This is a genomic window from Stenotrophomonas sp. Y6 (genome assembly GCF_022436665.1).
Classification (GTDB): domain Bacteria; phylum Pseudomonadota; class Gammaproteobacteria; order Xanthomonadales; family Xanthomonadaceae; genus Stenotrophomonas; species Stenotrophomonas acidaminiphila_A.
The window spans coordinates 1-25524 of sequence record NZ_JAKUKB010000013.1; the positions used below are offsets into that span (position 1 = coordinate 1).

Annotated in this window: 21 protein-coding genes; 5 read left to right on the forward strand and 16 right to left on the reverse strand. The window is 70.3% G+C overall.

All coding sequences use genetic code 11. From position 1 onward, the window contains the following. The 3 genes from MKP15_RS15260 to MKP15_RS15270 all read left to right on the forward strand — a co-directional run. On the forward strand, positions 1–624 hold a 624-nt coding region (locus MKP15_RS15260), incomplete at its 5' end, for a glucokinase (protein ID WP_240213291.1). Positions 625–739: 115 nt separating this feature from the next. Next, positions 740–3541 carry a TonB-dependent receptor gene (locus tag MKP15_RS15265; protein WP_104938046.1) on the forward strand — a complete coding sequence of 934 codons (2802 nt, stop codon included), beginning with the start codon at positions 740–742 and terminating at the stop codon, positions 3539–3541. A gap of 166 nt (positions 3542–3707) precedes the next feature. Next, a complete protein-coding gene (locus MKP15_RS15270; protein WP_240213292.1) occupies positions 3708–6050 on the forward strand; it encodes a family 20 glycosylhydrolase in 2343 nt (780 codons plus the stop codon). A gap of 47 nt (positions 6051–6097) precedes the next feature. Here MKP15_RS15270 and MKP15_RS15275 read toward each other — a convergent pair whose 3' ends face one another. Then, positions 6098–7330, reverse strand: coding sequence for a DUF1343 domain-containing protein (locus MKP15_RS15275; RefSeq protein WP_240213293.1), 1233 nt, complete (start codon positions 7328–7330; stop codon positions 6098–6100). A gap of 99 nt (positions 7331–7429) precedes the next feature. On the opposite strand from MKP15_RS15275, the gene MKP15_RS15280 reads away from it, so the two are divergent. Continuing rightward, the gene (locus MKP15_RS15280; protein WP_240213294.1) at positions 7430–9727 is read left to right on the forward strand and encodes a family 20 glycosylhydrolase; all 2298 of its coding nucleotides are present in this window, start codon (positions 7430–7432) and stop codon (positions 9725–9727) included. A 66-nt stretch (positions 9728–9793) separates the two neighbouring features. Here MKP15_RS15280 and MKP15_RS15285 read toward each other — a convergent pair whose 3' ends face one another. The 3 genes from MKP15_RS15285 to MKP15_RS15295 all read right to left on the reverse strand — a co-directional run bounded on the left by MKP15_RS15285 (position 9794) and on the right by MKP15_RS15295 (position 12085). Beyond that, positions 9794–10159, reverse strand: coding sequence for a cupin domain-containing protein (locus MKP15_RS15285; RefSeq protein WP_104940110.1), 366 nt, complete (start codon positions 10157–10159; stop codon positions 9794–9796). Positions 10160–10490: 331 nt separating this feature from the next. Continuing rightward, positions 10491–10904 carry a VanZ family protein gene (locus tag MKP15_RS15290; protein ID WP_240213295.1) on the reverse strand — a complete coding sequence of 138 codons (414 nt, stop codon included), beginning with the start codon at positions 10902–10904 and terminating at the stop codon, positions 10491–10493. Then, on the reverse strand, positions 10901–12085 hold the full coding sequence (locus MKP15_RS15295) for an SAM-dependent methyltransferase (protein WP_240213296.1): 1185 nt from the start codon (positions 12083–12085) through the stop codon (positions 10901–10903). The genes MKP15_RS15290 and MKP15_RS15295 overlap by 4 nt, the downstream gene beginning before the upstream one ends. 54 nt (positions 12086–12139) lie before the next feature. Between MKP15_RS15295 and MKP15_RS15300 the strand changes: the two genes are divergently transcribed. Continuing rightward, complete coding sequence (locus MKP15_RS15300) at positions 12140–12877, forward strand: pteridine reductase (protein WP_104938039.1); 738 nt, start codon at positions 12140–12142, stop codon at positions 12875–12877. Between the two features lie 159 nt (positions 12878–13036). Here the strand turns inward: MKP15_RS15300 and folK are convergent, their stop codons facing one another. The 12 genes from folK to MKP15_RS15360 all read right to left on the reverse strand — a co-directional run bounded on the left by folK (position 13037) and on the right by MKP15_RS15360 (position 25444). Continuing rightward, a complete protein-coding gene (gene folK, locus MKP15_RS15305) occupies positions 13037–13525 on the reverse strand; it encodes a 2-amino-4-hydroxy-6-hydroxymethyldihydropteridine diphosphokinase (RefSeq protein ID WP_161613198.1) in 489 nt (162 codons plus the stop codon). A 178-nt stretch (positions 13526–13703) separates the two neighbouring features. After that, the gene (locus tag MKP15_RS15310) at positions 13704–15224 is read right to left on the reverse strand and encodes a response regulator (RefSeq protein WP_240213297.1); all 1521 of its coding nucleotides are present in this window, start codon (positions 15222–15224) and stop codon (positions 13704–13706) included. 6 nt (positions 15225–15230) lie between these two features. Beyond that, positions 15231–15671, reverse strand: coding sequence for a response regulator (locus MKP15_RS15315; RefSeq protein ID WP_054662938.1), 441 nt, complete (start codon positions 15669–15671; stop codon positions 15231–15233). 11 nt (positions 15672–15682) lie between these two features. Further along, positions 15683–17488 carry an ATP-binding protein gene (locus tag MKP15_RS15320; RefSeq protein ID WP_240213298.1) on the reverse strand — a complete coding sequence of 602 codons (1806 nt, stop codon included), beginning with the start codon at positions 17486–17488 and terminating at the stop codon, positions 15683–15685. 193 nt (positions 17489–17681) lie between these two features. Further along, positions 17682–18041, reverse strand: coding sequence for a BON domain-containing protein (locus MKP15_RS15325; protein ID WP_240213299.1), 360 nt, complete (start codon positions 18039–18041; stop codon positions 17682–17684). A gap of 18 nt (positions 18042–18059) precedes the next feature. Beyond that, positions 18060–18974, reverse strand: coding sequence for a phosphogluconate dehydrogenase (NAD(+)-dependent, decarboxylating) (gene gnd / locus MKP15_RS15330; protein WP_240213300.1), 915 nt, complete (start codon positions 18972–18974; stop codon positions 18060–18062). Between the two features lie 2 nt (positions 18975–18976). Next, on the reverse strand, positions 18977–20197 hold the full coding sequence (locus MKP15_RS15335) for a hypothetical protein (protein WP_240213385.1): 1221 nt from the start codon (positions 20195–20197) through the stop codon (positions 18977–18979). A gap of 41 nt (positions 20198–20238) precedes the next feature. After that, positions 20239–20784: a DUF2242 domain-containing protein gene (locus MKP15_RS15340; protein ID WP_240213301.1), complete on the reverse strand. Its 546-nt coding sequence runs from the start codon at positions 20782–20784 to the stop codon at positions 20239–20241. 95 nt (positions 20785–20879) lie between these two features. Continuing rightward, the gene (locus MKP15_RS15345) at positions 20880–23054 is read right to left on the reverse strand and encodes a carboxy terminal-processing peptidase (RefSeq protein WP_240213302.1); all 2175 of its coding nucleotides are present in this window, start codon (positions 23052–23054) and stop codon (positions 20880–20882) included. Between the two features lie 390 nt (positions 23055–23444). Then, positions 23445–24452, reverse strand: coding sequence for a lipoyl synthase (gene lipA, locus MKP15_RS15350; RefSeq protein WP_161615593.1), 1008 nt, complete (start codon positions 24450–24452; stop codon positions 23445–23447). A 15-nt stretch (positions 24453–24467) separates the two neighbouring features. Further along, the gene (gene lipB, locus MKP15_RS15355) at positions 24468–25118 is read right to left on the reverse strand and encodes a lipoyl(octanoyl) transferase LipB (RefSeq protein WP_240213386.1); all 651 of its coding nucleotides are present in this window, start codon (positions 25116–25118) and stop codon (positions 24468–24470) included. A 47-nt stretch (positions 25119–25165) separates the two neighbouring features. Continuing rightward, the gene (locus tag MKP15_RS15360; protein ID WP_104940108.1) at positions 25166–25444 is read right to left on the reverse strand and encodes a DUF493 family protein; all 279 of its coding nucleotides are present in this window, start codon (positions 25442–25444) and stop codon (positions 25166–25168) included. Positions 25445–25524 lie beyond the last annotated feature (80 nt).

Below are 25524 nucleotides of genomic sequence, written 5' to 3' on the forward strand. Positions count from 1 at the left end.
AGCCAGGTGCTGCAGCTCACCGGCCCGGCGCAGGCGCCGCGCGGCCCCACCCTCGTCGTCGGCCCCGGCACCGGCCTGGGCGCCGCGCTCTGGATTCCCGTCGGCGAGCGCTCGGTCGTGCTCGCCACCGAAGCCGGGCAGGCCGCGCTGGCCGCCGGCACCGAACTGGAAATGGCCGTGCTGCAGCACATGCTGCGCAACCGCAGCCATGTCTCCATCGAGCACGGCGCGCTGTCCGGGCCCGGCCTGCTCAACCTCTACAACGCCCTGTGCGCGGTGCGCGGCACCGCGCCCGTGCACGCCACCCCCGACGCGGTCAGCGCCGCCGCCTGCGATGGCAGCGACCCGCTCGCGGTCCAGACCCTGGAGCTGTTCTGCGGAATCCTCGGCTCCACCATCGGCGACATGGCCCTGCTCTACGGCGTGCAGGGCGGCATCTACCTGGCCGGCGGCATCCTGCCCAAGCTCGGCCCGTTCCTCATCGGCAGCACCTTCGTCGAGCGGTTCCTCAACAAGGGACCCATGGCCAAGGCGCTGCAGCGCATCCCCGTGAAACTGGTCGAGCACGGGCAACTGGGCGTCATCGGCGCAGCCAGTTGGTACCTGCAGCACCGCAGCACCTGAGCACGCTCCCACCCACGCAGCCACGACACCGCCGCACGGGCACGCGCCCGCGCACCGGCACCCCCCAGCAACCGCGGTTCAACCCACAATCACGCCAATGATGAGGAGAGACATCATGAGGTACCGCAAGTCCGTACTGTCCGCCGCCATCGTCACCTGCCTGAGCTTTTCCGCGCACGCGCAGGAGGCCGGCAAGAAGGAGGCCACCGACCTCGACCGCGTCGTCGTCACCGGCATCCGCGCCAGCCTGCAGCAGTCGCTGGAGACCAAGCGCAATGCCGACGCCATCGTCGACGTCATCACCGCCGAGGACGTGGGCAAGTTCCCGGCCACCAACGTGGCCGAGGCGATGACCATCATCCCCGGCGTGACCATCGACCGCGCCTACGGCCAGGGCGAGAAGGTCTCGATCCTCGGCACCGATCCGGCGTTGAACCGCACCCTGCTCAACGGCCAGTCCATCGCCTCCGGCGACTGGAACATGTCCGACTTCCCGACCCGCACCTTCAACTACTCGCTGCTGGCGCCCGAGCTGGTCGGCAAGGTGGAAGTGTTCAAGTCGCCGGAAGCGCGCATCGATGAAGGCTCGATCGGCGGCACCGTGATCGTCTCCACCCGCAAGCCGCTGGACATGCCGGAGAAGGTCAGCCTGTCCGGCCGCGTCAGCTACGGCCGCAACGACCGCGTCGAGAAGACCGATCCCAACGCCTCGGCCGCGTTCGCGTGGAAGAACGACGCCGGCAGCTTCGGCGTGATCGTCTCGGCCCAGGCCTCCAACGAGAGCATCCGCCGCGACGGCATCGAGTCCTACGGCATCGTGCGGGCCAAGGACTACATCGCCGGCGTCGGCGGTGCCCCGGGCTCGGTGACCAACCTGCCGCCGGACTGGTCCAAGCCGCCGGTCAACGGCGTGCAGCCGACGCTGCCGGCCACCTGTACCGGCACCTGCGCCGAAACCCTGTACGCCAACCCGAACGCGGTCGGCCCCAACTCCACCAGCGCGCACTTCTTCGAGCAGCAGCGCGAGCGCAAGACCTACTCGCTGGCGCTGCAGTTCAAGCCGGTGGAGCAGATGAACATCGAGCTGAACGCGCTGAAGATCGACGCCAACTTCGACCACATGGCGCAGTCGATGTTCACCCACCAGGGCAACACCTGGAACAGCCTGAAGACGCTGAGCGACATCACCGTCAAGGACGGGCTGATCACCAGTGCCAGCCACAAGAACGGGCTGGTGGTGTTCGACCTGCAGAACCGCCGCGCCAACGTCGAGTCGTCGACCTACGACGTCAAGCTCGACTGGAACGACGAGCGCTGGTTCGCGTCCACCCATATCGGCCGCACCAAGGCCGACGGCGGCCCGAAGCAGGTGTTCGGCGAGTTCCTGGCGCGCACCGACTACACCTGGTCCATCGCCGACGCCCCGGGCAATCCCGGCAGCGTCACGTTCACCGGCAGCAATCCGTTCCTGAACCCGGACCAGTTCCAGATGGACGGCGGCTGGGGCGGCGACCCGTCCAAGCCCGGCTGGAACACCGGCTGGGGCGGCAACCTGGTCGAGAAGCCGACCGTCGACAAGGAAACCTACGGCCAGGTCGACTTCGGCATCAAGCTCGACTCGCCGGTCTACCTGGTCCGCTTCGGCTACAAGCAGCGCAAGCACGAGACCAGCCAGGTCCAGCAGGGCATCGGCCTGGCCGCAGTAGCCACCTATGGCGACGCCAAGGCCTCGCAGTTCGATCCGCGCGAGCTGCCCGGCAACTACCTCAACGGGTTCAGCGGCTACGGTGACCTGGGCAAGCGCTTCACCATCGATGGCTGGAAGCTGGCCGAGTACATCAGCAGCGGCAAGTGGCTGGCACCGTGGCAGACCATGCCGGTCGTCTCGCCGTTCAGCGCCGAGGAGTTCGCGCGCAACAACTGGTCGATCAACGAGGACATCGGCGCGGCGTACGTGCAGGCCGATTTCAGCTTCGACAAGCTGCGCGGCAACGTCGGCGTGCGCTACGTGCGCACCGACCTGGAGTCGGGCAGCTACGAATGCAACACCGGCCTGGCCGGCTGTACCAAGCCGGAATGGTCGGCCGAGAAGCTGGCGGCGTCGTACGACCCGGTGGTGAAGAAGAACAAGTACAACAACGTGCTGCCGAACCTGAACCTGGTGTACGACGCCACCGAGTCGCTGGTACTGCGTGCGTCCGTGGCCAAGACCATCGCCCGCCCGAACTACACGGACATCTCCTCCTACCTGTGGCTGTCCGACACCGCGCTGACCGGCGGCGGCGGCAACCCGAACCTCAAGCCGTACCAGTCCACCAACGTGGATTTCTCGGCCGAGTGGTACTTCTCGGAGAACGCCATCGTCGCCGGCTCGATCTTCTACCGCGACGTGGCCGACTACATCCTCACCGAGTCCACCCCGGAGACGCACTGGAACCAGAACCAGAACAAGAACGACACCTACCTGGTGGACCGTCCGCGCAATGCCGGCGACGCGAAGATCAAGGGTTATTCGCTGGCCTGGCAGCAGAACTTCGGGCTTGGCTTCGGCATCGTCGCCAACTACACCTACTCCGACGGCGAAGCCACCGGCGGCCGCCCGCTGCCGTTCAACTCGAAGAACCAGTTCAACATCAGCCCGTTCTTCGAGAACGACACCTGGACCGCGCGCGTCACCTACGGCTGGCGTGACAAGTACTTCACCAACGTCAGCGCCGGCCGCCAGCTGTGGACCATGGACTATGCCTCGCTGGATGCGTCCATCGCCTTCCGGATCAACGAAAACCTGTCCGTCGGCCTGGAAGGCATGAACCTGCTGGACGAGCAGTACCACTCCTACTCGGGCGTGGAACAGCTCACCCGCGGTGCCTACCTGAGCGGCCGCCGTTACATGGCCTCGCTGCGCTTCGCCTTCTAAGGGCGGAGCTGCAGGAATACCGATTGCGTTCTTTCTCCTCCAACGGGCCTGGAGCTTTTCCAGGCCCGCTTTTTTTACAGTGGCGGCCGGCGGCCCGCGTCGCAGGCCCCACCGCCCGGACACCGGCGCGGGCCGCCACGCCGCCATCCAGTTCCAGGGAGTCACGATGATCCGAAACCGAACCGCCGCCACACTGATGGCGGCCGCCCTGCTCGCCGCGGCCGCCATTGCCACAGGCTGCACGCCCAGCGCGTCCCCCGCGCCCGCACTGGCCGTGGCCGCCGCCGACGTGCAGGGCGCACCGGTGATTCCATTGCCGGCCGTGGTGCAGCCGGCCGAGGGCCGCTTCGTCGTCGATGCGACCACCGCGGTCCGCGCACCGGGCGATGCCGCCGGCCGCGTCGCCACGCAATTCACCGAACTGCTGGCCAGGACCACGCCACTGCGGCTGGCCGACGGCCAGGGCCCGGGCATCGAGTTCCGCATCGTGCCCGCAGCCGCCGGCACCTCGCCGGAGGCCTACACGCTGCACATCGGCGACGAAGGCATCAGCGTCCAGGCCGGCGACGAACACGGGCTGTTCAATGGCGCGATGACGCTGTGGCAACTGCTCGCCGGGCCGCAGTCCAGCGCGGTGGCGCTGCCGGCGATGCGGATCGAGGACACCCCGCGTTTCGCCTGGCGCGGGCTGATGCTCGATTCGGCGCGGCATTTCTGGAGCGTGGAGCAGATCAAGGCGGTGCTCGACGCGATGGCCACGCACAAGCTCAACACCTTCCACTGGCACCTCACCGACGACCAGGGCTGGCGCATCGAGATCAAGCGCTATCCGCGCCTCACCGAAGTCGGCGGCTGCCGCGTGCCGCCGGGCGAGGCCGGGCGCAGGGCCGACGGCTCCCCCAACCGCTACTGCGGCCACTACACGCAGGCGCAGATCCGCGACGTGGTGGCCTATGCCGCCGCCCGCCACATCACCATCGTCCCGGAAATCGACGTGCCCGGCCACGCCCAGGCGGCGGTGGCGGCCTATCCCGAGCATGGCGTGGTCGATGGCCCCACCGAACCGTCGCACAACTGGGGCGTGAATCCCTACCTGTTCAATCCGCGCGAGGAAACGCTGCAGTTCCTGGAAGGCATCCTGGCCGAGGTGATCGAGCTGTTCCCGGGCCCGTACGTGCACATCGGCGGCGACGAGGCGGTGAAGTACCAGTGGCAGGCATCGCCCGCGGTGCAGGCGCACATGCGCCGGCTCGGGCTGAAGGACGAGGAAGCGCTGCAGTCGCACATGCTCAAGCGGCTGGAAGCGTTCCTGGAGGCGCGCGACCGCAAGCTGATCGGCTGGGACGAGATCATCGAAGGCGGGCTGCCGCCGCAGGCCACGGTGATGTCCTGGCGTGGCATCGAAGGCGGCATCGAGGCCGCCACCCATGGCCACGACGTGGTGATGTCGCCCGGCAACACCCTGTACCTGGACTTCCTGCAGACCAACCTGCCGGACGAGCCGCCGGGCCGGCCGAAGTTCACCTCGATGCAGAAGATCTACGCGTTCGACCCGGTGCCGGCGCAGTTGCCGGCCGCGCAGCGCCGGCACGTGATCGGGGTGCAGGCCAACATGTGGACCGAACACACCCGCACCTGGGAGCGGCTGCAGCACAACCTGTTCCCGCGCATGGCGGCGCTGGCGGAAATCGCGTGGACGCCGCTGGAGCGCAAGGACTACGACGGCTTCCTCGCACGCCTGCCGGTACAGCTGCACCGCTACCGCGCGCTGGGCATCGCCTACGGGCAGACCGCACTGTCGGTGGCGATGCAGCGCCAGGACGACCGCGCCGGCAACCGGGTGCGGGTCGAGCTGTCCAATCCGCTGGGTTATGGCGACATCCGCTACACCACCGATGGCAGCGTGCCGACCTCGCGGTCGCCTGCCTACACCGCGCCGCTGGACGTTCCGGTGCCCACCGAACTGCAGGCCGCGGCGTTCTTCGACGGCAAGCCGCTGGCCGACCGCGCGAGCCAATGGACGCTGGACGCCGCCGCGCTGCTGACCCGCACCGACAAGACCCTGGCGCAGTGCCCGCAGGGCGGCCGCCTGCTGCTGCGGCTGGAGGATGACACCCCCGCCGAAGGCCCGCGCGCGAGCTTCGACGTGACCATCTTCAACCCGTGCTGGTTGTGGGAAGACGCGCAACTGCAGGACGTGGCGTCCATCCAGGTGCGCGCCGGCCGCATCCCCTACAACTTCGGCCTGCTGCGCGAGGAAGAAGCCAAGCGCGGCTTCCGCAAGGCGGTGGCGGCGCATGGCGAGTTCGAGGTGCGCGATGGCTGCGAGGGCCCGGTGCTGGCGTCCCAGCCGTTGCCGCAGGCCACGGACGCCGATGGCTTCATCACCCTGGAGGCGCCGCTGCGGGTCCCGGCCAGCGGTCGCGCCGACCTGTGCATGACCTTCAGCGGCGACACCCGGCCGCAGATGTGGGTGTTGCAGCAGGCGACCCTGCGCACGCGCGACTGAGCCCGCATGGCCGCCGGCGGACAGCCGGCGGCCGCGGGCGGGTCGGCTCACGGATACAGCAGATAGCGCGTGCGCAGCGCCTCGAAACGCTGCAGCGCCGGCTGCCAGCGCGCCTGCATCGCATCGAGCGTGTCGCCGCGCCCGATCGCCTCGCGCAGCCAGGCATTGCCAGCCAGCTTGTCGAAGAAGCCGGGCGTCGCGCCCGGCGCATCGGACTGGAAGCGGAACGCGTCCGGATACAGGTCGTGCAGGGTCTTGACCACCGCCAGCCCGGTGCGGAACGGCAGGAACGCCTCGCGGTCGGTGACGTGGATCTGCACCCCGCCGCAGGCCTTGCCGGCGTGCTTGGAGAAACTCGGGGTGAACGCGGTCGGGCGGAAACGCACGCCCGGCAGGTCGAGCGCGTTGAGCGCATCGGCCAGTTGCCGCGCATCGACGAACGGCGCGCCGAGGGTCTCGAACGGGCGCGTGGTGCCGCGTCCCTCGGACACGTTGGTGCCTTCCAGCAGCGCCGTGCCCAGGTAGACCAGCGCGGTGTCGCGCGTGGGCATGTTCGGCGACGGCGGCACCCACGGCATCGCCCCGCCCGGCTCGGCATCGCCGCGCCGCCAGCCGCGCATCGGCACCACGGTGAGATCGGCGCCGATGCCGAACGCGGCGTTGAACAGCCGCGCCAGCTCGCCGATGGTCATGCCGTGGCGCACCGGGATCGGGAACATGCCGACGAACGAGGCCTGCGCCGGCTCCAGCACCGGGCCTTCCACCTGCAGCCCGCCCACCGGATTGGGCCGGTCCAGCACCCAGACCGGGATGCCATCGCGCCGCGCCGCGCGCAGCACGTTGGCCAGGGTGTACGGGTAGGTGTAGAAACGCGCGCCGACATCCTGGATATCGAACAACAGCAGGTCGATGCCGCGCAGCATCTCCGGCGTCGGTTCGCGGTGCTCGCCATAGAGGCTGTGCACCGGCAATCCGGTGGCCGCGTCGCGCGACGAATCCACGTGCCCACCGGCCTGCACGTCGCCGCGCACGCCATGTTCGGGGCCGAACAGCGCGACCAGCTCGACGTCGTCGCGCGCGGCCAGCAGGTCGATGTCGCTGCGCAGCGCGCGGTCGACGCCGGTCATGTTGGTGACCAAGCCGATGCGCTTGCCGTGCAACCCGGCGGCGCGTTCGCGCAGCAACACCTCGATGCCGGGTTCGGGCCCGTTGCCGGGCGCCGTGGCCGCCTGCACGGGCGTCGCCGCCAGCAACAGTACGCACAGGAAAAGGTTTCTCATGTATCCATGCATGCGTGCGTCGGCAACGGTATCGGCGATGCGCAACGATAGCCGATCATCGGATAATCCGGCCTGGCCTTGGTCCAACCGGAACCCCTGATGCGTCGATCCGCGTGGCTGTCCCTCTGCCTGCTGGCGCTGTGCCAGCCGGCCCGCGCCGGCGGCGACGCCATCGTCCCCTCGCTCATCCCACAACCGGCCTCGATGCGGGTCGATGCCGGTGCCGCGGCCTTCGCCGTGGACGCCAGCACCGTCGTGCAGGCCGAGGGCGACGCCGCGATGCGGGTTGCGGGCCAGCTCAACGCGTTCCTCGCAAAGGCCGGGCTCACGCCGTTGTCCATCGCCGCGCGCGGCCAAGGTGCACGCGGCATCCGCCTGGCTGTCGACCCGGCCAGCAGCATCCCGGCGGAAGGCTATGCGCTCAGCGTCGGCGACGACGGCATCACGATCCGCGCCAGCAGCGAGGCGGGCCTGTTCCATGGCGCGGTGACCCTGTGGCAGCTGCTCACCCAGAGCGAGGCCGCGCGCGTGACCCTTCCGGCGATGCGCATCGAGGACGCGCCGCGCTTCCCGTGGCGCGGCTACATGCTCGATTCGGCCCGGCATTTCCAGACGCCGGCGCAGGTGAAGCAGCTGCTCGACACCATGGCCCTGCACAAGCTCAACGTGTTCCATTGGCACCTGACCGACGACCAGGGCTGGCGCATCGAGATCAAGCGCCATCCGCGATTGACGCAGGTCGGCGGATGCCGCATCCCCGCCGGCGACGCCGGCATCGATCCGGCCAGCGGCAAACCCGCGCCATACTGCGGCTGGTACTCGCAGGACGAGATCCGCGACATCGTCGCCCACGCCACCGCGCTGCACATCAGCGTGGTGCCGGAGATCGACATGCCCGGCCATGCCACCGCGGCCATCGCCGCCTACCCGGCGCTGGGCACCGAGGGCCGGCAGATCCCGGTCTCGGCGCACCGCGGCATCCACGCCAACCTGTTCAACGTGAACGACGCCACGTTCGACTTCCTCGACGGCGTGTTCGCCGAGGTGGCGCAGCTGTTCCCCGGCCGCTACATCCACGTCGGCGGCGACGAGGCCATCAAGGCGCAATGGCGGGCATCGCCGCGCGTGCAGGCACGCATGCGCGCGCTCGGGCTGGCCGACGAGGATGCGCTGCAGAGCTGGTTCATTCACCGCCTGGAAGCGCTCGTGCACGCGTACGGCAAGCGTCTGATCGGCTGGGACGAAATCCTCGATGGCGGCCTGGCGCCGGATGCCACGGTGATGTCCTGGCGCGGCATCGACGGTGGCGTGGCCGCGGCGCGGCAGGGCCACGACGTGGTGATGTCGCCCAACGCCGATCTGTACCTGGACTACCTGCAGACCGACTCGCCGGACGAGCCCGGCGGCCGGCCCAGCCCCCGGCTGATTCCGATGGAAAGGTTCTACCGCTTCGAGCCGGTGCCCGAGGCGCTGGACGCCCCCCAGCGCCGCCACATCCTCGGCCTGCAGGCGAACATGTGGACCACCGACGACGTGCGTTTCGCCGCCGTCGAACACAACACCTTCCCGCGCCTGCTGGCGGTGGCCGAAACCGGCTGGACGCCGAAAGCCGGCAAGGACTACGCCAGCTTCCTGCAGCGCCTGCCGGCCTGGACCCGGCGTTACGCCGCGCTGGGCGTCGGCTACGCAAGTACGCCGTTCCGCGTGCTGCTGGCCGACGCGCCCGCCGGCCACGACAAGGCGACGCTGCAACTGTCCAATCCGCTCGGCTACCCGGTGCGCTACACGCTCGACGGCAGCGAGCCCACGCTGCGCTCGCCGCTGTACACCGGCCCCATCGAGGCCGCGCTGCCGGTGCAGCTGCGCAGCGCCGCCTTCGCCAGCGGCGCCGCGCTGCAGCCGGCGGACCGCTTCGAGGTGACCGCCGCCAGCCTGCGCAGCCGCGGCAACGCCCAGCTGCAGCCGTGCAGCGCCGAAGGCCCGGTGCTGCGCATGCAGGACGACACCGTGCAGGCCGACGGCCGGCGCGCCCTGTTCAACGTCGCCTTCATGCAGCCGTGCTGGCGCTGGGAGCAGGCGCCCATGACCGGCGCGCAGCACATCGAAGTACGCGCCGGCCGCCTGCCCTACGTCATCGACCAGAGCGAGGAAGAGAACGCCCGCCGCCGCTACCTGCCGGCGCGCAGCGCGCATGGCGAACTCGACATCCGCGCCGGCTCCTGCGATGGCGACCTCATCGCCACCGCGCCCCTGCCCGCACGCCCCGACGCCGACGGCTTCATCACCCTGCGCGCGCCGCTGCTGCGCCGCGCCGACAGGACCGAAGCGCTGTGCATCCGCTTCAGCGGCGACTTCCGTCCGGACATGTGGGTGCTGGACCGGGTGACGCTGCGCTAGCGGCGCGCACGGGCGCGGGCGGGCCGCGGCAGGGGCCGTCCGGCTGCGCCGGCAGCTGCGCGCGGCCTACACCCAGACGTCGTTCGCTGCGGTGTAGGCGCCGCCGGCGTCGCCGGTGTTGATCACCCCGCGCGGCTCCACCAGCATGATGCTGCACTCGCTGGACGCCACCGGGCGGTGCTCCACGCCCCTGGGCACCACGTACATTTCGCCAGCGGCCAGTGCGACCGTCCTGTCCCTGAACTCGAGCACCATCTCGCCGGCCAGCACGATGAACACCTCATCGGTGTCCGCATGCGAATGCCAGACGAACTCACCCAGCACCTTGGCGAGCTTGAACTGGTAGTCGTTCATTTCCGCGATGACCCGGGGCGACCAATGCTCCGAGAACCGGGCCAGCTTTTCCTGCAGGTTGATGGCGGTGTCCGGCATGTGCATTGCGCTGTTGTCCAAAGATGAAAGGCCGCCGGCAGGGGGATCTGGCGGGAGAGACCGGCGGTGGCGCGGGATGGCCACCGTGCCCTGCATTGCCGTTGTGGGTCAGCGCCTGCAACCGGGTGCCCCGGCGTGCCGACGCGGCGTGCAGGCCATCGCCCGGATGGCACGGTAGCACCCGCACCGGACCCTCTCAATGCACGGCGCGGGTGCACACGCCTCCGCGGCAAGCACGCCCGATCGCGACGTCGCCTTTGCGTCGGCCATCGCTGGCGCGAGCCTGCGGACGGCGCCGCTGCGCGGGAACAGCCTGGGCAGACGCAGGCGCTTAGCGCTCCCCTGCGCCGTCGCGACGCGGCTGCAGCCGCAGCAGCAGATCGCGCAGCGGAGTGAACATCGTCGCCAGGCCCGCGGCCACGCCGAGGGTATTGGCCAGCGCGTCGAGCGGGTCGGCGCTGCGGGTGTCGGTCAACGCGCCCTGCGCGAATTCGATGCATACGCCCATCGCCACCAGCGCCAGGCCCACGGCCAGCAACGCGCGGCCACGGCGGAACAACTGCACCGCGCTGGCCGAGAGCAGGAAATAGGCAATGAAGTGTTCGGCCTTGTCGCCGTTCTCCGGCAGCGGTGGCAACGGCGGCGGCGGAATCAGGCACACCACGGTCACGCCCAGCACCGCCAGCGCCCACAGCCCGATCCAGAACGGCAGATGGCGCAGCGGTTTGAACAGCGGGCCGCTCACAGGCGCCAGGTCAGGTCGCCCATCGCGAAGGCGGCCGACAGGTCGACGTCGCGGCTGAAGCCCATCACCTGGAAGCGCTCGCCCATTTCGGTGGGCAGGGTCAGCCGCTTGAACTGTTCGCGCAGACGCACGCGCCCGACCTCGTCGGTGCGTTCGTCGGCCTCCTCGAGCAGGCCGGTGATGCCGTTGCCGAACAGGAAGCCGGCCTGGTGGCAGTAGCCGGCCAGGTCGAAGCCGGCGCCGGTGCCGGCCTCGGCCAGGGCGGTGAAGTCCACCGAGGCGGTGATGTCCTGCAGGCCCGGCCACAGGTACACGTCGTTGTGCACGCGGTGGCGGTAGAACGCGCGCAGGGTGCCGTCGCGGCGGTCGTCCTGGTAGAACTCGGCACGGGTATAGCCGTAGTCGACGAACAGCATGGCGCCGCGGCGCAGGCCGCCGGCCACCGCCTGGATCCAGTACGGCAGCTGCGGCAGCAGTTCCGAACGGTAGCCGTCGGCGAACGGGCGTTCCAGGTAGCGCTCGAGGTGGCGGACCGCCGCCGACAGCAGCATGTCCGCCGGCTGCGCGCCGCGCACGAAGCGGCCTTCGCCGTCGAGCTCGACGGTTTCCTCGTAGACCTCGCCCTGGTCGATGAGGAAACGCGGCGTGGGCAGCGCGTCGATCACCTCGTTGGCGAACAGCACCCCGTCCCATTCATCCTCGAACGGGCGGTCCAGCCATTCCACCCGCGCGAACACCGCCGGGTCGAGCGCGCCCTGCAGGCGCTGGCGCTGGCGCTGGCGCAGGTCGGCGCTGGGCTCGAGGATGGCGTAGCGCGCAGGCAGCGCGTCCAGCCCGGCCAGGTGGCGTAGCGCGGCCTCGGCGAACGCGCCGCTGCCGCCGCCCAGTTCCAGCACCCGTGCCTGCGTGCCCAGCTGGCGCAACACCGGCGCCAGCGCGTTGGCGGTGGCCGCGGCGAACAGCGTGCCCAGCTCCGGCGCGGTGACGAAATCACCGGCGGCGCCGAACTTGCTGGCGCCGGCGCTGTAATAGCCCCAGCCCGGCGCATACAGCACCAGTTCCATGAACCGCGAGAACGGCATCGCGCCGCCCTGGGCGAGGATCTCCGCGCGCAGGTGCGCGGCCAGCTGCTCGCTGTGGGCCAACGCGTCGGATTCGGGCAGGGGCAGGTCGGAATGCATGGGACGGCGGTTTGCGGAGACAATGCACAGGATAGCCGAGCGAGGAAAACGCAGATGACGGATCCGCAACGGGTGGCTTTGGTGACGGGCAGCGCGCGCCGTATCGGCGCGGTCATCGCCCGTCACCTGCACGCCCATGGTTACCGGCTGGCGCTGCACGCGCACCAGTCGGGCGAAGAACTGCAGGCGCTGGCCTTCGACCTGGAGAGCGAGCGCCCGGGCAGCGTGCTGGCGGTGCAGGCCGACCTGCGCGACCCACGGGCGCTGCCGGAGCTGGTCGAGGAGGTGGTGGCGCATTTCGGCCGGCTCGACGCGCTGGTCAACAATGCCTCCAACTTCTTCCCCACGCCGCTGGGCCAGGTCGAGGTCGAGCAGTGGGACGAGCTGTTCGCGGTCAACGCACGCGCGCCGTTCTTCCTGGCCCAGGCCGCCGCCGGGCACCTGCGCCGCCAACGCGGGGCTATCGTCAACCTGACCGACCTGCACGCCAGCCAGCCGCTGCGCGACCACCCCGCCTATTCGGCGGCCAAGGCCGCGCTGGAAATGACCACCCGTTCGCTGGCGCTGGAGCTGGCGCCGCACGTGCGGGTGAACGCGGTGGCGCCCGGCGCGATCCTGTGGCCGGAACAGGGCAAGAGCGAAGCCGCCAAGCAGAAGCTGCTGGAACGCACGCCGCTGGCGCGTACCGGCACCCCGCACGAGATCGCCGCGGCGGTGCGCTGGCTGCTCGACGATGCCGGTTACATCACCGGCCAGACGCTGCGGCTGGACGGTGGGCGCACGCTGACCTGAGCGATGGCGGCGGCGGTCGCGCCGATGCCGGCCCGGTTCAGCGGCAGGAACCAGATGCGGGCGACGCCTGGCCAGAACCGCCGCCGCGGCCCCGGCGGCGCACCGCGTGGCTTTCCGCGGTGCCGCGGAAAGCGGGCCACCGGCCGTCGGACGGCGCGCTCAGTCCGCCAGTTCGACGGTATCGAACACGTCGCCATGCTGCGGGTGTGCCTGCCACATCTGCCGCAGGCTGAGGCCACGGACCGGGTCGATGAAGTCCGGCGCGATGTCGGCCAGGGGTTTGAGCACGAAGGCGTGCTTGAGCTCGGGCCGGGGAATGCGCAGGTGCCCGGGGCCTTCCACCACCAGGTCGCCGTAGTACACCACGTCGATGTCCAAGGTGCGGTCGCTGAAGCGCGGCCCGCTGCGGTCGCGGCCGTGCGCGTCCTCGACCGCATGCAGCCAGTCGTCCAGCTCCAGCAGCGGCATGCCGGTGTCGAGCATGACCGCGTTGTTGAGGAAATCCGGGCCGTCGAAGCCCACCGCCGGGGTGCGGTAGGCCGGGGAAACGGTGATCTGCCCGAAGCGCCCGCGCAGCACCCGCAGCGCCGCCTGCAGGTGATGGTGCGGGCGCACGTTGCTGCCCAGGCTCAGTAGGACGGTCGTCATCGAAGGGGAGGCGCGGTGTTGCGCCAAACGGTCGGAATCGGGACGCACATGATAGGGCTTCGGGCCAGGAACCAGTGCAGCGGAAGCAGGAACCAGGGAGGGTGCAAGCAGGGGCGGTTGCCGCGGCGGTGACCCGCTCCCGCCTTCCCCCACGGGTTCCTGGCTTTTCCCCTGCTTCCTACCCCGTGCCCAGCGCGTCGGCCACGACCCGGAACACGCGCCGCATCTCCAGCGGGCGCGGCAGCACGTGCACGCTGATGCCGGTGGGTACCAGGCCGTCGGCGAACGCTTCGTTGCGGTTCTCCTCCAGCACGATGGCCGGCCCGCGGTAGCCCATGCCGTGCATCTCGGTGAGCAGCTGCCCGGCGGACAGCAGCGGGATGCCGCTGTCGACCAGTACCGCGTCCGGCATGCCGGCCTCCTGCAGGTGGCGCATCGCCGCGGCACCGTCGGCGGCCAGCCGCAGCCGGTAGCCCTGGCTGGCCAGCGCGTTGCCCAGCAGCGACAGGCGCGTGGCCTCGTCGTCCACCACCAGTATCCGCTGGCCACGGCCGGCCGGGACCACCGGCATGGCGCTCTCCTCGCGCTCCACCACGGCGCCATGCAGCGGCAGCAGCAGGTCGAAGCGGGTGCCCTCGCCCGGGCGGCTGGACACCGCAATGGTGCCGTCCAGGCTCTCGACGATGCGCTTGCACGACACCAGCCCCAGCCCGGTACCGCTGGCCTTGGTGGTGAAGAACGGGCTGAACAGGCGCTCCACGGTCGCCGCGTCCATGCCGATGCCCTGGTCCTGCACGCGGATGCACAGGCGCTCGCCGTCGGTGGTGGCCACGCGTTCGGCCACCAGGCTCAGGCGGCCACCGTCGGGCATGGCCTGGATCGCGTTGAGCGCCAGGTTGAGCAGCACCTGCTGCAGTTCGGTGTAGTTGCCCTCCACCGCCAGGCGCTCGTCGCGCACCTCCAGGTGCAGGTCGATGTTGCCCGGCAGGCTGCTCTTGAGCAGCATGCCGACCCCCTGGAACAGGCGCTGCAGGACGATGCGCTCGCTGGGCAGCCGCGAGCCGCGCACGAACGACAGCATCGACTCGACCATCTCGTGGCCGCGCCGCCCGCACTCGGCGATGACGTCGGCCAGCCGCACCACCTTGGGGTCGTCGCTGCGGTCGCGGATCAGGTCCGGCACGATCAGCAGCGGCTGCAGGATGTTGCGCAGGTCGTGGCTGAGCCCGGCCGCCAGCAGCGCCAGGCTTTCCAGCCGCTGCGCGCGCATCAGCTCGTCCTCGACCCGCAGCCGTTCCATCTCGCGCCGCGCCTCGCGGATGGCGCGTGCCACCGCCGAGGGCAGCCGTGCCGGCTGGTGCTTGATGATGTAGTCGTTGGCGCCTTCGTGCAGCGCCTGGACCGCGGTTTCCTCGCCCATCGTCCCGGAGACGAAGATGAAGGGCACCAGCGGATGCGTCTCGCGCAGGATGCGCAGCGCCTGGTAGCCGGAGAAGCCCGGCATGCTCAGGTCCGACAGCACGATGTCCGGCGTCCACTGCGCCAGCAGCGTGCGCAGCTCCGGCTCGCTGTCGACCCGCTCGAAGCTGCATTCCAGCCCGGCTTCGAGCATCTGGTCGCACAACAGTTCAGCGTCCTCGGCCGAATCCTCGACCAGCAGGATGCGCAATGGACCCAACGGCGTCCCTTTGTTGGGCATGGCGGCTTACTCCAGCTCCGGGGCCTGGTTGATGACCGCCCAGAAGGTGCCGAGCGTCTTGACCGCGTTGAAGAACTGGTCAACGTCCACCGGCTTGACCACGTAGGCATTGACGCCCAGGTCCCAACTGCGCGCCAGGTCGCTTTCCTCGCGCGAGGACGACAGGATCACCACCGGCAGGCGCTTGAGCTCGTCCTCGGCGCGGATGCGCTGCAGCACTTCCAGCCCGTCCATGCGCGGCATCTTGATGTCCAGCAGCAGGACCGCCGGCAGGCCCTCCTCGCGGTTGGCATACGCCCCGCGGCGCATCAGGAAATCCAGCGTCTCCACGCCGTCCTCCACGTGCACGATGGGATTGGCCAGGCGCGCGTCGCGCAGCGCGTCGATCGCCATTTCGGCGTCGGCGGGGCTGTCTTCGGCGATGAGGATGGTACGCAGGGGACTCATTCGGGTGGACCTCAGCTGTGCGCCTCGGGCGCAGGGGGTGGCAGGATGAAATGGAAGGTGGCGCCCTGGTCGACCTGGGCCTCGGCCCAGATGCGGCCGCCATGGCGGGTGAGCACGCGGCGCACGCTGGCCAGGCCGATGCCCGTGCCGGGATAGTCGCTGGCCTTGTGCAGGCGCTGGAACACGCCGAACAGCTTGCCGGCGTACTGCATGTCGAAGCCGGTGCCATTGTCGCGCACCGTGAACTGGTGGCTGCCGTCGGGCAACTGCTGCGCGGACACCTCGATCAGCGCATGTTCGCGGCCGGCGGTGTATTTCACCGCGTTGCCGAGCAGGTTCAGCCACACCTGCCGCATCATGTTCTCGTCGGCCACCAGCACCGGCAGCGGGCCAATGTTCCACTGCACGTCGCGCACCGCGCCGTCGGCACCGGCTTCGGCGCGCAGGTTGGAATCCAGCAGCGCGCGGGTGTCGGCGACCAGCGACTGCATGTCCACCGCCTGCAGGCGCATCGCGCCACGGCCCAGCCGCGAATAGACCAGCAGGTCGTCGATCAGCGCCGCCATGCGCCGCGCCGAGTCGCCGATCACCTGCAGGTAGTGGCGCGAGCGTTCGTCCGCGTCCTCGCCCAGGTGCCGCGCCAGCTTGTCGGAGAAGCCGGCCACGTGCCGCAGCGGCGCGCGCAGGTCGTGCGACACCGAATAGCTGAACGCCTCCAGCTCGCGGTTGACCTCGGCCATCTGCTCGACCTTGCCTTCCAGCTGCCGGTTCAGCTCCTCCACCCGCAGCTGCACGGCACGCTGCAGGGTGATGTCGCTGACCGTCATCAGCACCACTTCGTCGTCGCTGTCGGGCAGCGGCATGCGCCTGGCATTGACCAGCATGATCCGCACCAGGCCGTCGACGCCCCGCTGTTCATGCTCGTAGTCCCACAGCTCGCGGCCGCGCAGCAGCACGTCGGCCAGGCGCTGGTGGATGATGGGGTCGGCCCAGGCGCCATCGCCGATCGACTGCAGCAGCTGGCCGTTGGCATCGCGGCCCTCGACGCCGTACAGCTCGGCGAACGCGGCGTTGTGCAGCACGATGCGCTGCTCGGCGTTGAGCAGCACGATGGGTTCGCGCACCGTCTGCAGCACCGCGCTGGCGCGGGCGCTGGCCTGCAGCAACCGCTGCTCGGCGCGGGTGCGGCGGCCGATCTGCCGCTTCAGCAGCCACAACACCAGCCCCAGCAGCAGCAGCTGCGCGGCCAGGGTGCTCCAGGTCACCAGGGTGGACAGACGCTGCTGGCGCTGCGCCGCGGCCACGCGCTTGGCCAGCAGCTGCTCCTCGTGGCGCTGCAGCTCGACGACGATGTCGCGGATCGGATAACTGAACGTCATTTCCTCGATCAACTGCCGCTGGCGCGGCGAATCGACGCTGTCGGCGATCTGCTTGGCCAGCGCCATGCGCCGTTCCAGCATGGAGGTGATGCGGCCGATGCGCACCAGCTGCTCGGGGCTGTCGCTGACCAGGCTGGACAGCTCGCCGACGGTCTGCCCGACGTCATCGGCGCGCCGCAGGCGTTGCCGCAGCGCGTCCGACGACACGCCCTTGGACATGGTCAGCGCGGCCGACTCCACGTCGCGGATGTCGGCCTGCAGCACGTACAGCCGCGCGCTCACCGCCTGGGTGTGCGCCACCCAGTTGGCGGCATTGACGCTGTCGCGCGAAAGCTGCAGCAACAGCAACGAGGGCACCACGACGATCAGCAGCGCGGCGAGCGCCAGGCCGGCAAAGCGCCAGCGGTCCCAGCCCTCGTCGGTGAATCGATAAGCCATCCTCATTCCTTAAGCCTGTGGCCGGTACGAAAACCGGGATCAGCGTGAACGGTTTCCCAGGGACGCCAGGCCGTTGGCAGGCAGTGCCGCGGGCACGGCTCCCCTGGGACTGGAGCCGGCCGAGTGCATGCGAACCGGTACGCAAGCATTGCATGATTCGGCGCCGGAGTGAACGCGGCGCACGCGGTGGTCGTCACGGCTGCGGCGCTGCCCCGGCAATCCGCAGCGCCTGCGCCTCGACGCCGCGCACGCCCCTGACCGCGGCCACCCGCTCGAGCACGCGCTCGCGGGCCAGTGGGCTGTCGACCACGCCTTCCAACGTGACGATGCCCGCCGTCGTGTTCACCCGCACGTCGACCGCGGCATCGCGCTGCAGCGGTACCAGCGCCGCACGGATCCGCGTGGTGATCCAGGCATCGCTCATCGGGTCGGTTTCCGGCGCTGGCGGTAGCGGCAACGGCCCCGGCGCTGGCAGCGCCTGCAACGGCAATGCCAGCGACAGGCCGCACCCGAGTGCGGCCAACAGCATCCACGTGCGCGCGTGCGTGCTCATCGTCCCGCTCCTCCGCATTCATTCAGCATCGTTGGCCGCCTTCACCGCATGCCCGCCGAACCCGCTGCGCATCTGCGCCAGCATCCGGTCGGCGAAGGAGTTGGCTTCGCGCGAGCGCAGCCGCTCCAGCAGCGAGAGCGTGATGACCGGCGCCGACACGTCCAGCTCGATCGCCTCGCTGACCGTCCAGCGGCCCTCGCCGGAATCCTGGACATAGGGCGCGATGCCTTCCAGCTGCGGGTTGTGCCGCAGCGCATCGGCGGCAAGGTCCAGCAACCACGAGCGGACCACGCTGCCGTGCCGCCAGGTCTCGGCCACCTGCGCCAGGTCCAGGTCGAACTCGCGCTTCTTCTGCATCAGCGCGAAGCCCTCGGCGTAGGCCTGCATCATTCCGTACTCGATGCCGTTGTGGACCATCTTGCAGAAGTGCCCCGCGCCAACCGGCCCCACGTGCGCCCAGCCACGCTCCGCTGCCGGTGCCAGCACCCGCAGCGCCGGCGCCAACCGCGCCAGTGCCGCCGGCTCGCCGCCCAGCATCAGGCAGTAGCCTTCCTGCAGGCCCCAGACGCCGCCACTGGTGCCGCAGTCGACGAACGCCACCCGCGCCTGCTGGCAGCGCTGCGCGCGGCGCAGCGAATCGCGATACCAGGAATTGCCGCCGTCCACGACCAGGTCGCCCGGCGACAGCAGCGGCAACAGCTGGTCCAGCAGCGCGTCGACCGCGCCCGCCGGCACCATCAGCCACAGCGCGCGCGGTGCCGGCATTGCCTGCACCAGCGCTTCGAGCGAGGCGGACGTGGCCACGCCGGCCCCGGCCATGCGCTCGCGCGCGGCCAGCCCGGGGTCGAACCCGGTCACGCCGATGCCCCCACGGTGCAGGCGCTGCGCCATGTTGGCGCCCATGCGCCCCAGCCCGATCATGCCCAGTTCCATGTTCAACCTCGTTCGTCGATGTCAGCGGGTACCGGCGCACAGTCGCGCAACTGCGCCTGCAGCCAGCGGTGGTACAGCGTGGTGTGCAGATTGTGCAGCGCCAGGTCGATGCTGTACGGGGTGCGCGGGTTGCGGTCGAGCAGGCGCGCGATGTGGTAGCCCAGCGGGCGGATGCCCTTGGGGTGCACGTAGAGCATCAGCCCGGCGTAGACCGGGTCGGCCAGCACCTGGTCCATCTGCGCCAGCAGCGGCCGCTGCGCTTCGGGAACGGCGTCACGCAGCGCCGGGTCGCGTTCGTGCAGCAGCCGCTCGAAATAACGCCGGCCGGCGCGGGGCAGCTGCCGCGACAGTTCCCACAGGCGCCGGTTCTGCCCGTCGTAGTAGCTGAAGCCGCCGTGCCGCGCCAATGCGTCGGCCGCCTGCGCGCTGACGTCGGTGATGACGAAGTTCTCGGCCTGGTTGTTGATGTCGTCCAGGTAGCGCTTGTCGAACACGTGCTCGATGAAGCCGGGCACGCCCATGAACGCCTGCCGCCCCAGGCGCGCGGTGCGCACCGCCTTGCCGTCGGCGAAGAACTCGCCCGCGTTGGCCCCCAGCAGGATGCTGGGCGTGTCGTGCAGGGTGAGGAAAGTGCCGATCGACAGCTCGCCCGGGGCGAATTCGCGGTCGAAGCCGGCGTCGCCATAAAGCTCGCGCTGGGTGGCCAGCTGTGCGACCTGGCGGCCGACGCCGCATTCCGAGCGCACGCGGCCGCTGTAGAACGCCTCGATCGCTGCGGAATTGGAACCGGCCGGCGCATAGCCGCGGCCGAAGCTGCGGAAGCGCTGCCAGCCCTGCGCGCGGGCGCCGCCGGGCCCGAAGCCGATCCAGCCCAGCTGCAGCGCGGAGAAGCGATACCCGCGGTTGTCCTGCAGCTGCGTGGCGGCGCGGCGGGCGGCATCGCCCAGTTGGAAGGCGTAGGCGCACAGGGTCGCGGGATGCCCGAGCAGGTCGCGCTGCAGGCGCTCACGCGACGCACCGGCGTAGCCGCGCGGCACCTGTACCTGCAGGTCGCCATGGCGGCGCGCGTCGTCCAGCGAGGCGCGCCGGCAGGGTTCGCCCCCGTGCACCACCGGTGCGGTCACGTCGCTTTCGCGTATCTGCCAGCCCAGCCGCTGCAGCAGCGACGGCAGGCATGCGGCGCCATCGGCGGCCGTTGCCGGCGGCGCCAGCCCCAGCGCCAGCGCGCAGCCGCCCAACCAGGCCGGGACACGACGGACACGCCTCACCGCGTGGCGTCCCCGGGAGCCGCCGGGGCCAGGTACTGCTGCAGGCGATCGAAGAAATGGCGGTAGAACACCGGATCCTGCACGGTGCTGCTGGCCACCCGCACCAGCGAATCGTCCTTGCCGCCGAACGGCAGCGACACCGAGCCCAGCGCGCCGACGCCGACGCTGGCCGAGGTCGGCGATTTCTTCAACGCGTAGCGGTCCTGGACCGCGCTGGCGAACACCTGCGCGCGGCCATCGCCATGCGCCGCGCAGGACACCCGCAGCACCAGCTGCTCGTGGAGTTCTTCCCGGGGCTGGAAGTTCTTGTTGGCCTCGACGCTGTCGGCGCCGGCGCGGGTGATCGCATACCCCTGCCCCAGCAACGCGCGGCGCGCGGCTTCGCACGCCTGCGCCGGGCTGGCGTCGATGTCGCGGGTATAGGTGTCGCCGGAGTCGAACGACTCGCGCAGCAGCGTGGTGTCGGCCGCGCGGCCACCGCAGCCGCCGAGGACGGCGCAGCAGGCCAGGACCAGCACGACGCGTGAACGATGCCTGTGCATGGCGCCTCCACTTGCCGAAGGCCCCGAGCATAACGCCGCCGGCGTGCAGGCACGCTGACGGCGGCTTGAACGCGGGCGGGCGCCCCGCCCCGCGCTCAGTCGGCCCAGCGGCCAGGGCCGGTGGACTGCGGCAGTACCTGCGCCGACAGCGGCCGGTCCTTTTCCAGCAGGTTCACCGCGTCGGCCAGGATCGACGCCGACTCCTTGAGCAGCGGATCGGGGCGCTTCTCGGCGGCCTTCTCGCGCGCGGCGTCCTTGACGATGTCCCGCTCGTTGCCGGTCAGGCCGTCGTCGCTGCCATCGTCGGCCAGCGGGTCCAGCGGCAGGCCCAGCTGCCGGCGCACTTCCTGCCGCTGCTTGCGCTGCGCGTCCTGCCTGTCACGCTCGGCACGGCGCTCAGCCTCGTTGAGCGAGACGTACTTCTTCTCCGCTTCGGTGCGGAACTGCTGCACGTCCTCTTCCCACCACTGGAACTCGCGGTCGCCGCGGATGCGCGCGGCATGGCGGGTTTCCAGCTTCGGCAGGATCGGCGCGAAGTTGCCGTACTGGGTGTGCGGCACCGCGGCGATGCGGGTCCACGGCAGCGCGTTGTCGTAGGTGCTCTCGCCGAACTCGCTGGCATCGACGCTGGCCGGGAACGCCAGGTCGGGCACCACGCCCTTGTGCTGGGTGGACGAGCCGCTGACGCGGAAGAACTGGGCGATGGTCAGCTTGACCTGGCCGAAGCGCTCCTTCTCGCTGGCCGGCCAGCGGTCCAGCGGCACCACGTTCTGCACGGTGCCCTTGCCGAAGGTGGTCTCGCCGATGACCAGGCCACGGCCGTAGTCCTGGATGGCACCGGCGAAGATCTCCGAGGCTGAAGCCGAACCGCGGTTGATCAGCACCGCCAGCGGCCCGTCCCAGGCCACGGCCGGGTTGCGGTCGCTGTTGACGGTGACCCGGCCGCCGGATTCGCGCACCTGCACCACCGGCCCCTGTTCGATGAACAGGCCGGTCAGCTCGATCGCCTCGTCCAGCGAACCGCCGCCGTTGTTGCGCAGGTCCAGCACCACGCCGTCGAGCTTGTCGGCCTTGAAGCCGGCCAACAGGCGCGCCACGTCGCGGGTGGCCGACGCGTAGTCGCTGGCGTTGCGGCGGCGGCCTTCGAAATCCTGGTAGAAGGTCGGCAGCTTGACGACGCCGATGCGGCGCGCGGGCTCGCCGGCCGCGCCGGGGATGGTCATGGTCTCGCCCTTGGCGGCCTGTTCGGCCAGGCGCACCTTCTGCCGGGTCAGGGTCACCATGCGGTGCTTGCCGTCCAGGCCTTCGGCGGCGGGAATGAACTCCAGCCGCACCTGGGTGTCCTTGGCGCCGCGGATCTTGGCCACCACGTCGTCGATGCGCCAGCCGATCACGTCCTCGACCGGGCCCGAGCGGCCCTGGCCGACACCGACGATGCGGTCGCCCGGCTTGAGCGTGCCGTCCACCGAGGCCGGGCCGCCGGCGATGATCTCGCGGATCACCACCACGTCGTCCTGGCGCTGCAGCTGCGCGCCGATGCCTTCCAGCGACAGCGACATGGCCTGGTTGAAGTTCTCGGCCGTGCGCGGGGTGAAGTAATCGGTGTGCGGGTCGACCGCGCGGGTGTAGGCGTTCATGAAGAAGGAGAACACGTCCTCCCCCTTCACCTCGTTGACCGACTTGAGCAGCGTCGCGTAGCGCTTGTCCAAGGTCTTGCGGATGTCGGCCGCCGGCTTGCCGGCCAGGCGCAACCGCAGCCAGTCGTTCTTCACCGACTTGCGCCACAGCTCGTCCAGCTCGGCGCTGCTCGCCCACGGCACGTCCTTGCGGTCGTAGTCGAAGCGCTCGTTGCTGGTGAAGTCCGGCTCCTGCCGGAGCAGGCGCCGCGCATAGGCGACGCGTTCGCTCACGCGCTGGCGGTAGACCGCGAACACCTGGAACGCCGGGTCGAGTTCGCCCGTGCGGATCGCCGCGCCGGTCCGCTCGGCCAGCGGCGCGAAGCGCTCCACGTCCTCGCGGGTGAAGAACTGCTTGCCGCTGTCCAGCGATTCCAGATAACGCTTGAACACATCCTGCGCGGTCGCCGCGTCCAGCGGACGCGGGCGGTAGGCGTAGCGGCTGTCGGACAGCAGCCCGTAGACCAGCTTGGAGGTGGTGGCCTGGTCGAGCGTCGCGGCGGACGGCAGCGCCGAGGTGTCGGCGCGCGCCAGCAGCGCGGCCGGTGCGGTCAGCGCGAAGGCCAGCAGGAAAGCGGGTACTCGGTAGTTCATCAAAATACTCGTGGCACCGGGCGGTGGAATGAGACTGCGGATGACTCGGACAACGGGACAGTGCCGGAAGTTGCAGCGCTTGTCATCCGGACCGCCCACAGCCTAGCGGCCCGACCGTAGCGCAACGTGAACCGTGCCGGGGCACCGCGGCGGCGGCCACCCCGGCCACGGCCACAGTGGTCGTTCCCGCAAGGGCAAGCGCGGTGCCCGGCGATCGCCCGGCGGCCGGGGCGAGGCTCCCGGGCCAGGGCGCGGCCGGGGCGGCGGAACCGGAAAAGCAGGCCTGTGCCACGTGGCCGGGCCGCGCGGCGCGGGTACCGGCGGCGGCACGGCGCCGTGCCACCGCAGGGTGGCACGGGTCAACGGCCGGCGGCGTGCGCCGGACGCGGGTCAGCCGACCCCGGCGCCGGCGGCCTGGCGGTCGGCGTGGTAGGACGAACGCACCATCGGCCCGGACGCCACGTGGTGGAAGCCCAGCGCGTAGCCGTACTCCTCCAGCGCCTTGTACTCGTCCGGTGTCCAGTAGCGCAGCACCGGGTGGTGATGCGGGGTGGGCTGCAGGTACTGGCCGATGGTGACCATTTCCACGTCGTGGGCGCGCAGGTCGCGCAGGGTGGCCTGCACCTGCTCCAGGGTTTCGCCGAGGCCGAGCATGATGCCGGACTTGGTCGGCACGCCCGGGTGCTGCGCCTTGAACTTCTGCAGCAGGGTCAGCGACCACTGGTAGTCCGCGCCCGGGCGCACGTTGCGGTACAGGTCCGGCACGGTCTCGATGTTGTGGTTGAACACGTCCGGCGGATTGGCCGCCAGGATCTCCAGCGCGCGCTCCATGCGCCCCTTGCCACGGAAATCCGGGGTCAGGATCTCGATCCGGGTGCCCGGGCTGAACTCGCGGATGGCGCTGATGCAGTCGACGAAATGGCCGGCGCCGCCATCGCGCAGGTCGTCGCGGTCGACGCTGGTGACCACCACGTACTTCAGGCCCATGTCCTTGACCGTCTGCGCCAGGTGCAGCGGCTCGGCGGCGTCCGGCGGCTTGGGCCGGCCGTGGGCGACGTCGCAGAACGAGCAGCGGCGGGTGCAGACCTCGCCGAGGATCATGAACGTGGCGGTGCCGTGGCCGAAGCACTCGTGGATGTTGGGGCAGCTGGCCTCCTCGCACACGGTCACCAGGCGGTTCTCGCGCAGCTTGGCCTTGAGCTGCTGGACGGCGTTGCCGGAGGGGATGCGCACGCGGATCCACGACGGCTTGCGCAGCACCGGGGCCTCGGCGAACTGCACCGGCGAACGGTTGATCTTGTCGCCACCGAGCTGCTTGGCGCCGGCCTGCAGCGGCGCGGACGGGGTGTCACCCTGCAGGACCTGCAGGGGAATGGAGCGGTGGGAGGATTCGTTCATGGCGTTCCGGCGGCGTCAGGGCCGCATGGTCAGGTCGGGCAGTCCGGGATCGTCGCGCAGGTCCAGCCCGAACTGCCGGGCCAGGTGGGACAGCAGCACCGGCTTGACCGCCGCGATGCCCGAAGGACCGCCCAAGTCTAGCACCGAGGTCACCTGCATCCCGGCATAACCGCAGGGATTGATGCGGTGGAAGGGCTCCAGGTCGAGGCTGACGTTGAACGCCAGCCCGTGGAAGCTGCAGCCACGGCGCACGCGGATGCCGAGCGCGGCGATCTTGGCGCCGCCGACGTACACGCCGGGCGCGCCTTCCAGGCGTTCGGCGACGATGTTCCACTCGTCCAGGGTGTCGATGATGGCCTGCTCGATGCGGCACACGTAGTCGCGCACGCCGATGCCCAGCCGGCGCAGGTCCAGCAGCGGGTAGACCACGATCTGGCCGGGGCCGTGGTAGGTCACCTGGCCGCCGCGGTCCACGTGCAGCACCGGGATGTCGCCCGGCGCCAGCACGTGTTCGTCCTTGCCAGCCTGGCCCAGGGTGAACACCGGGTCGTGCTCGACCACCCACACTTCGTCGACGGTGGCGTCGTCGCGGGCGTCGGTGAAGCGCTGCATCGCGTGCCAGACCGGCGCATAGGCCTGGCGGCCGAGGTCGCGCAGCGTCGCCACGCGGACCCTGCCGCCGCCTGCCGCCGCGGCCGCGGCCGCGCAGGCGCCTACAGCGTCCACTTCACTTCCGGGTGGTTGCGCAGGGCCACGTGCGCGGCGTCGTACTGGGCGCGGCTGTCGGCCTTGAAGGCGATGCGCACGGACACGTACTTGCCGTTGGACGAGTGCTTCCAGCTGATGCGCTCGTTGAGCACATCCACGCCCGCCTGCAGCAGCAGCCGCGGCAGCTCGTGCTCCAGCCCGATGTTGGCCGCGCCCATGGCGCTCAACTCGAAGGTGCCGGGAAACTGGAAGCCGTGTTCGGGGTTGTCGGACTTGATTTCCATGCCCGCCATTATCGGGGCGCGGGCCGGCAAACCCAAGGTCCGGGAACGCGGAAGGGCCGCTGCGGGCGGCCCTTCCGTGG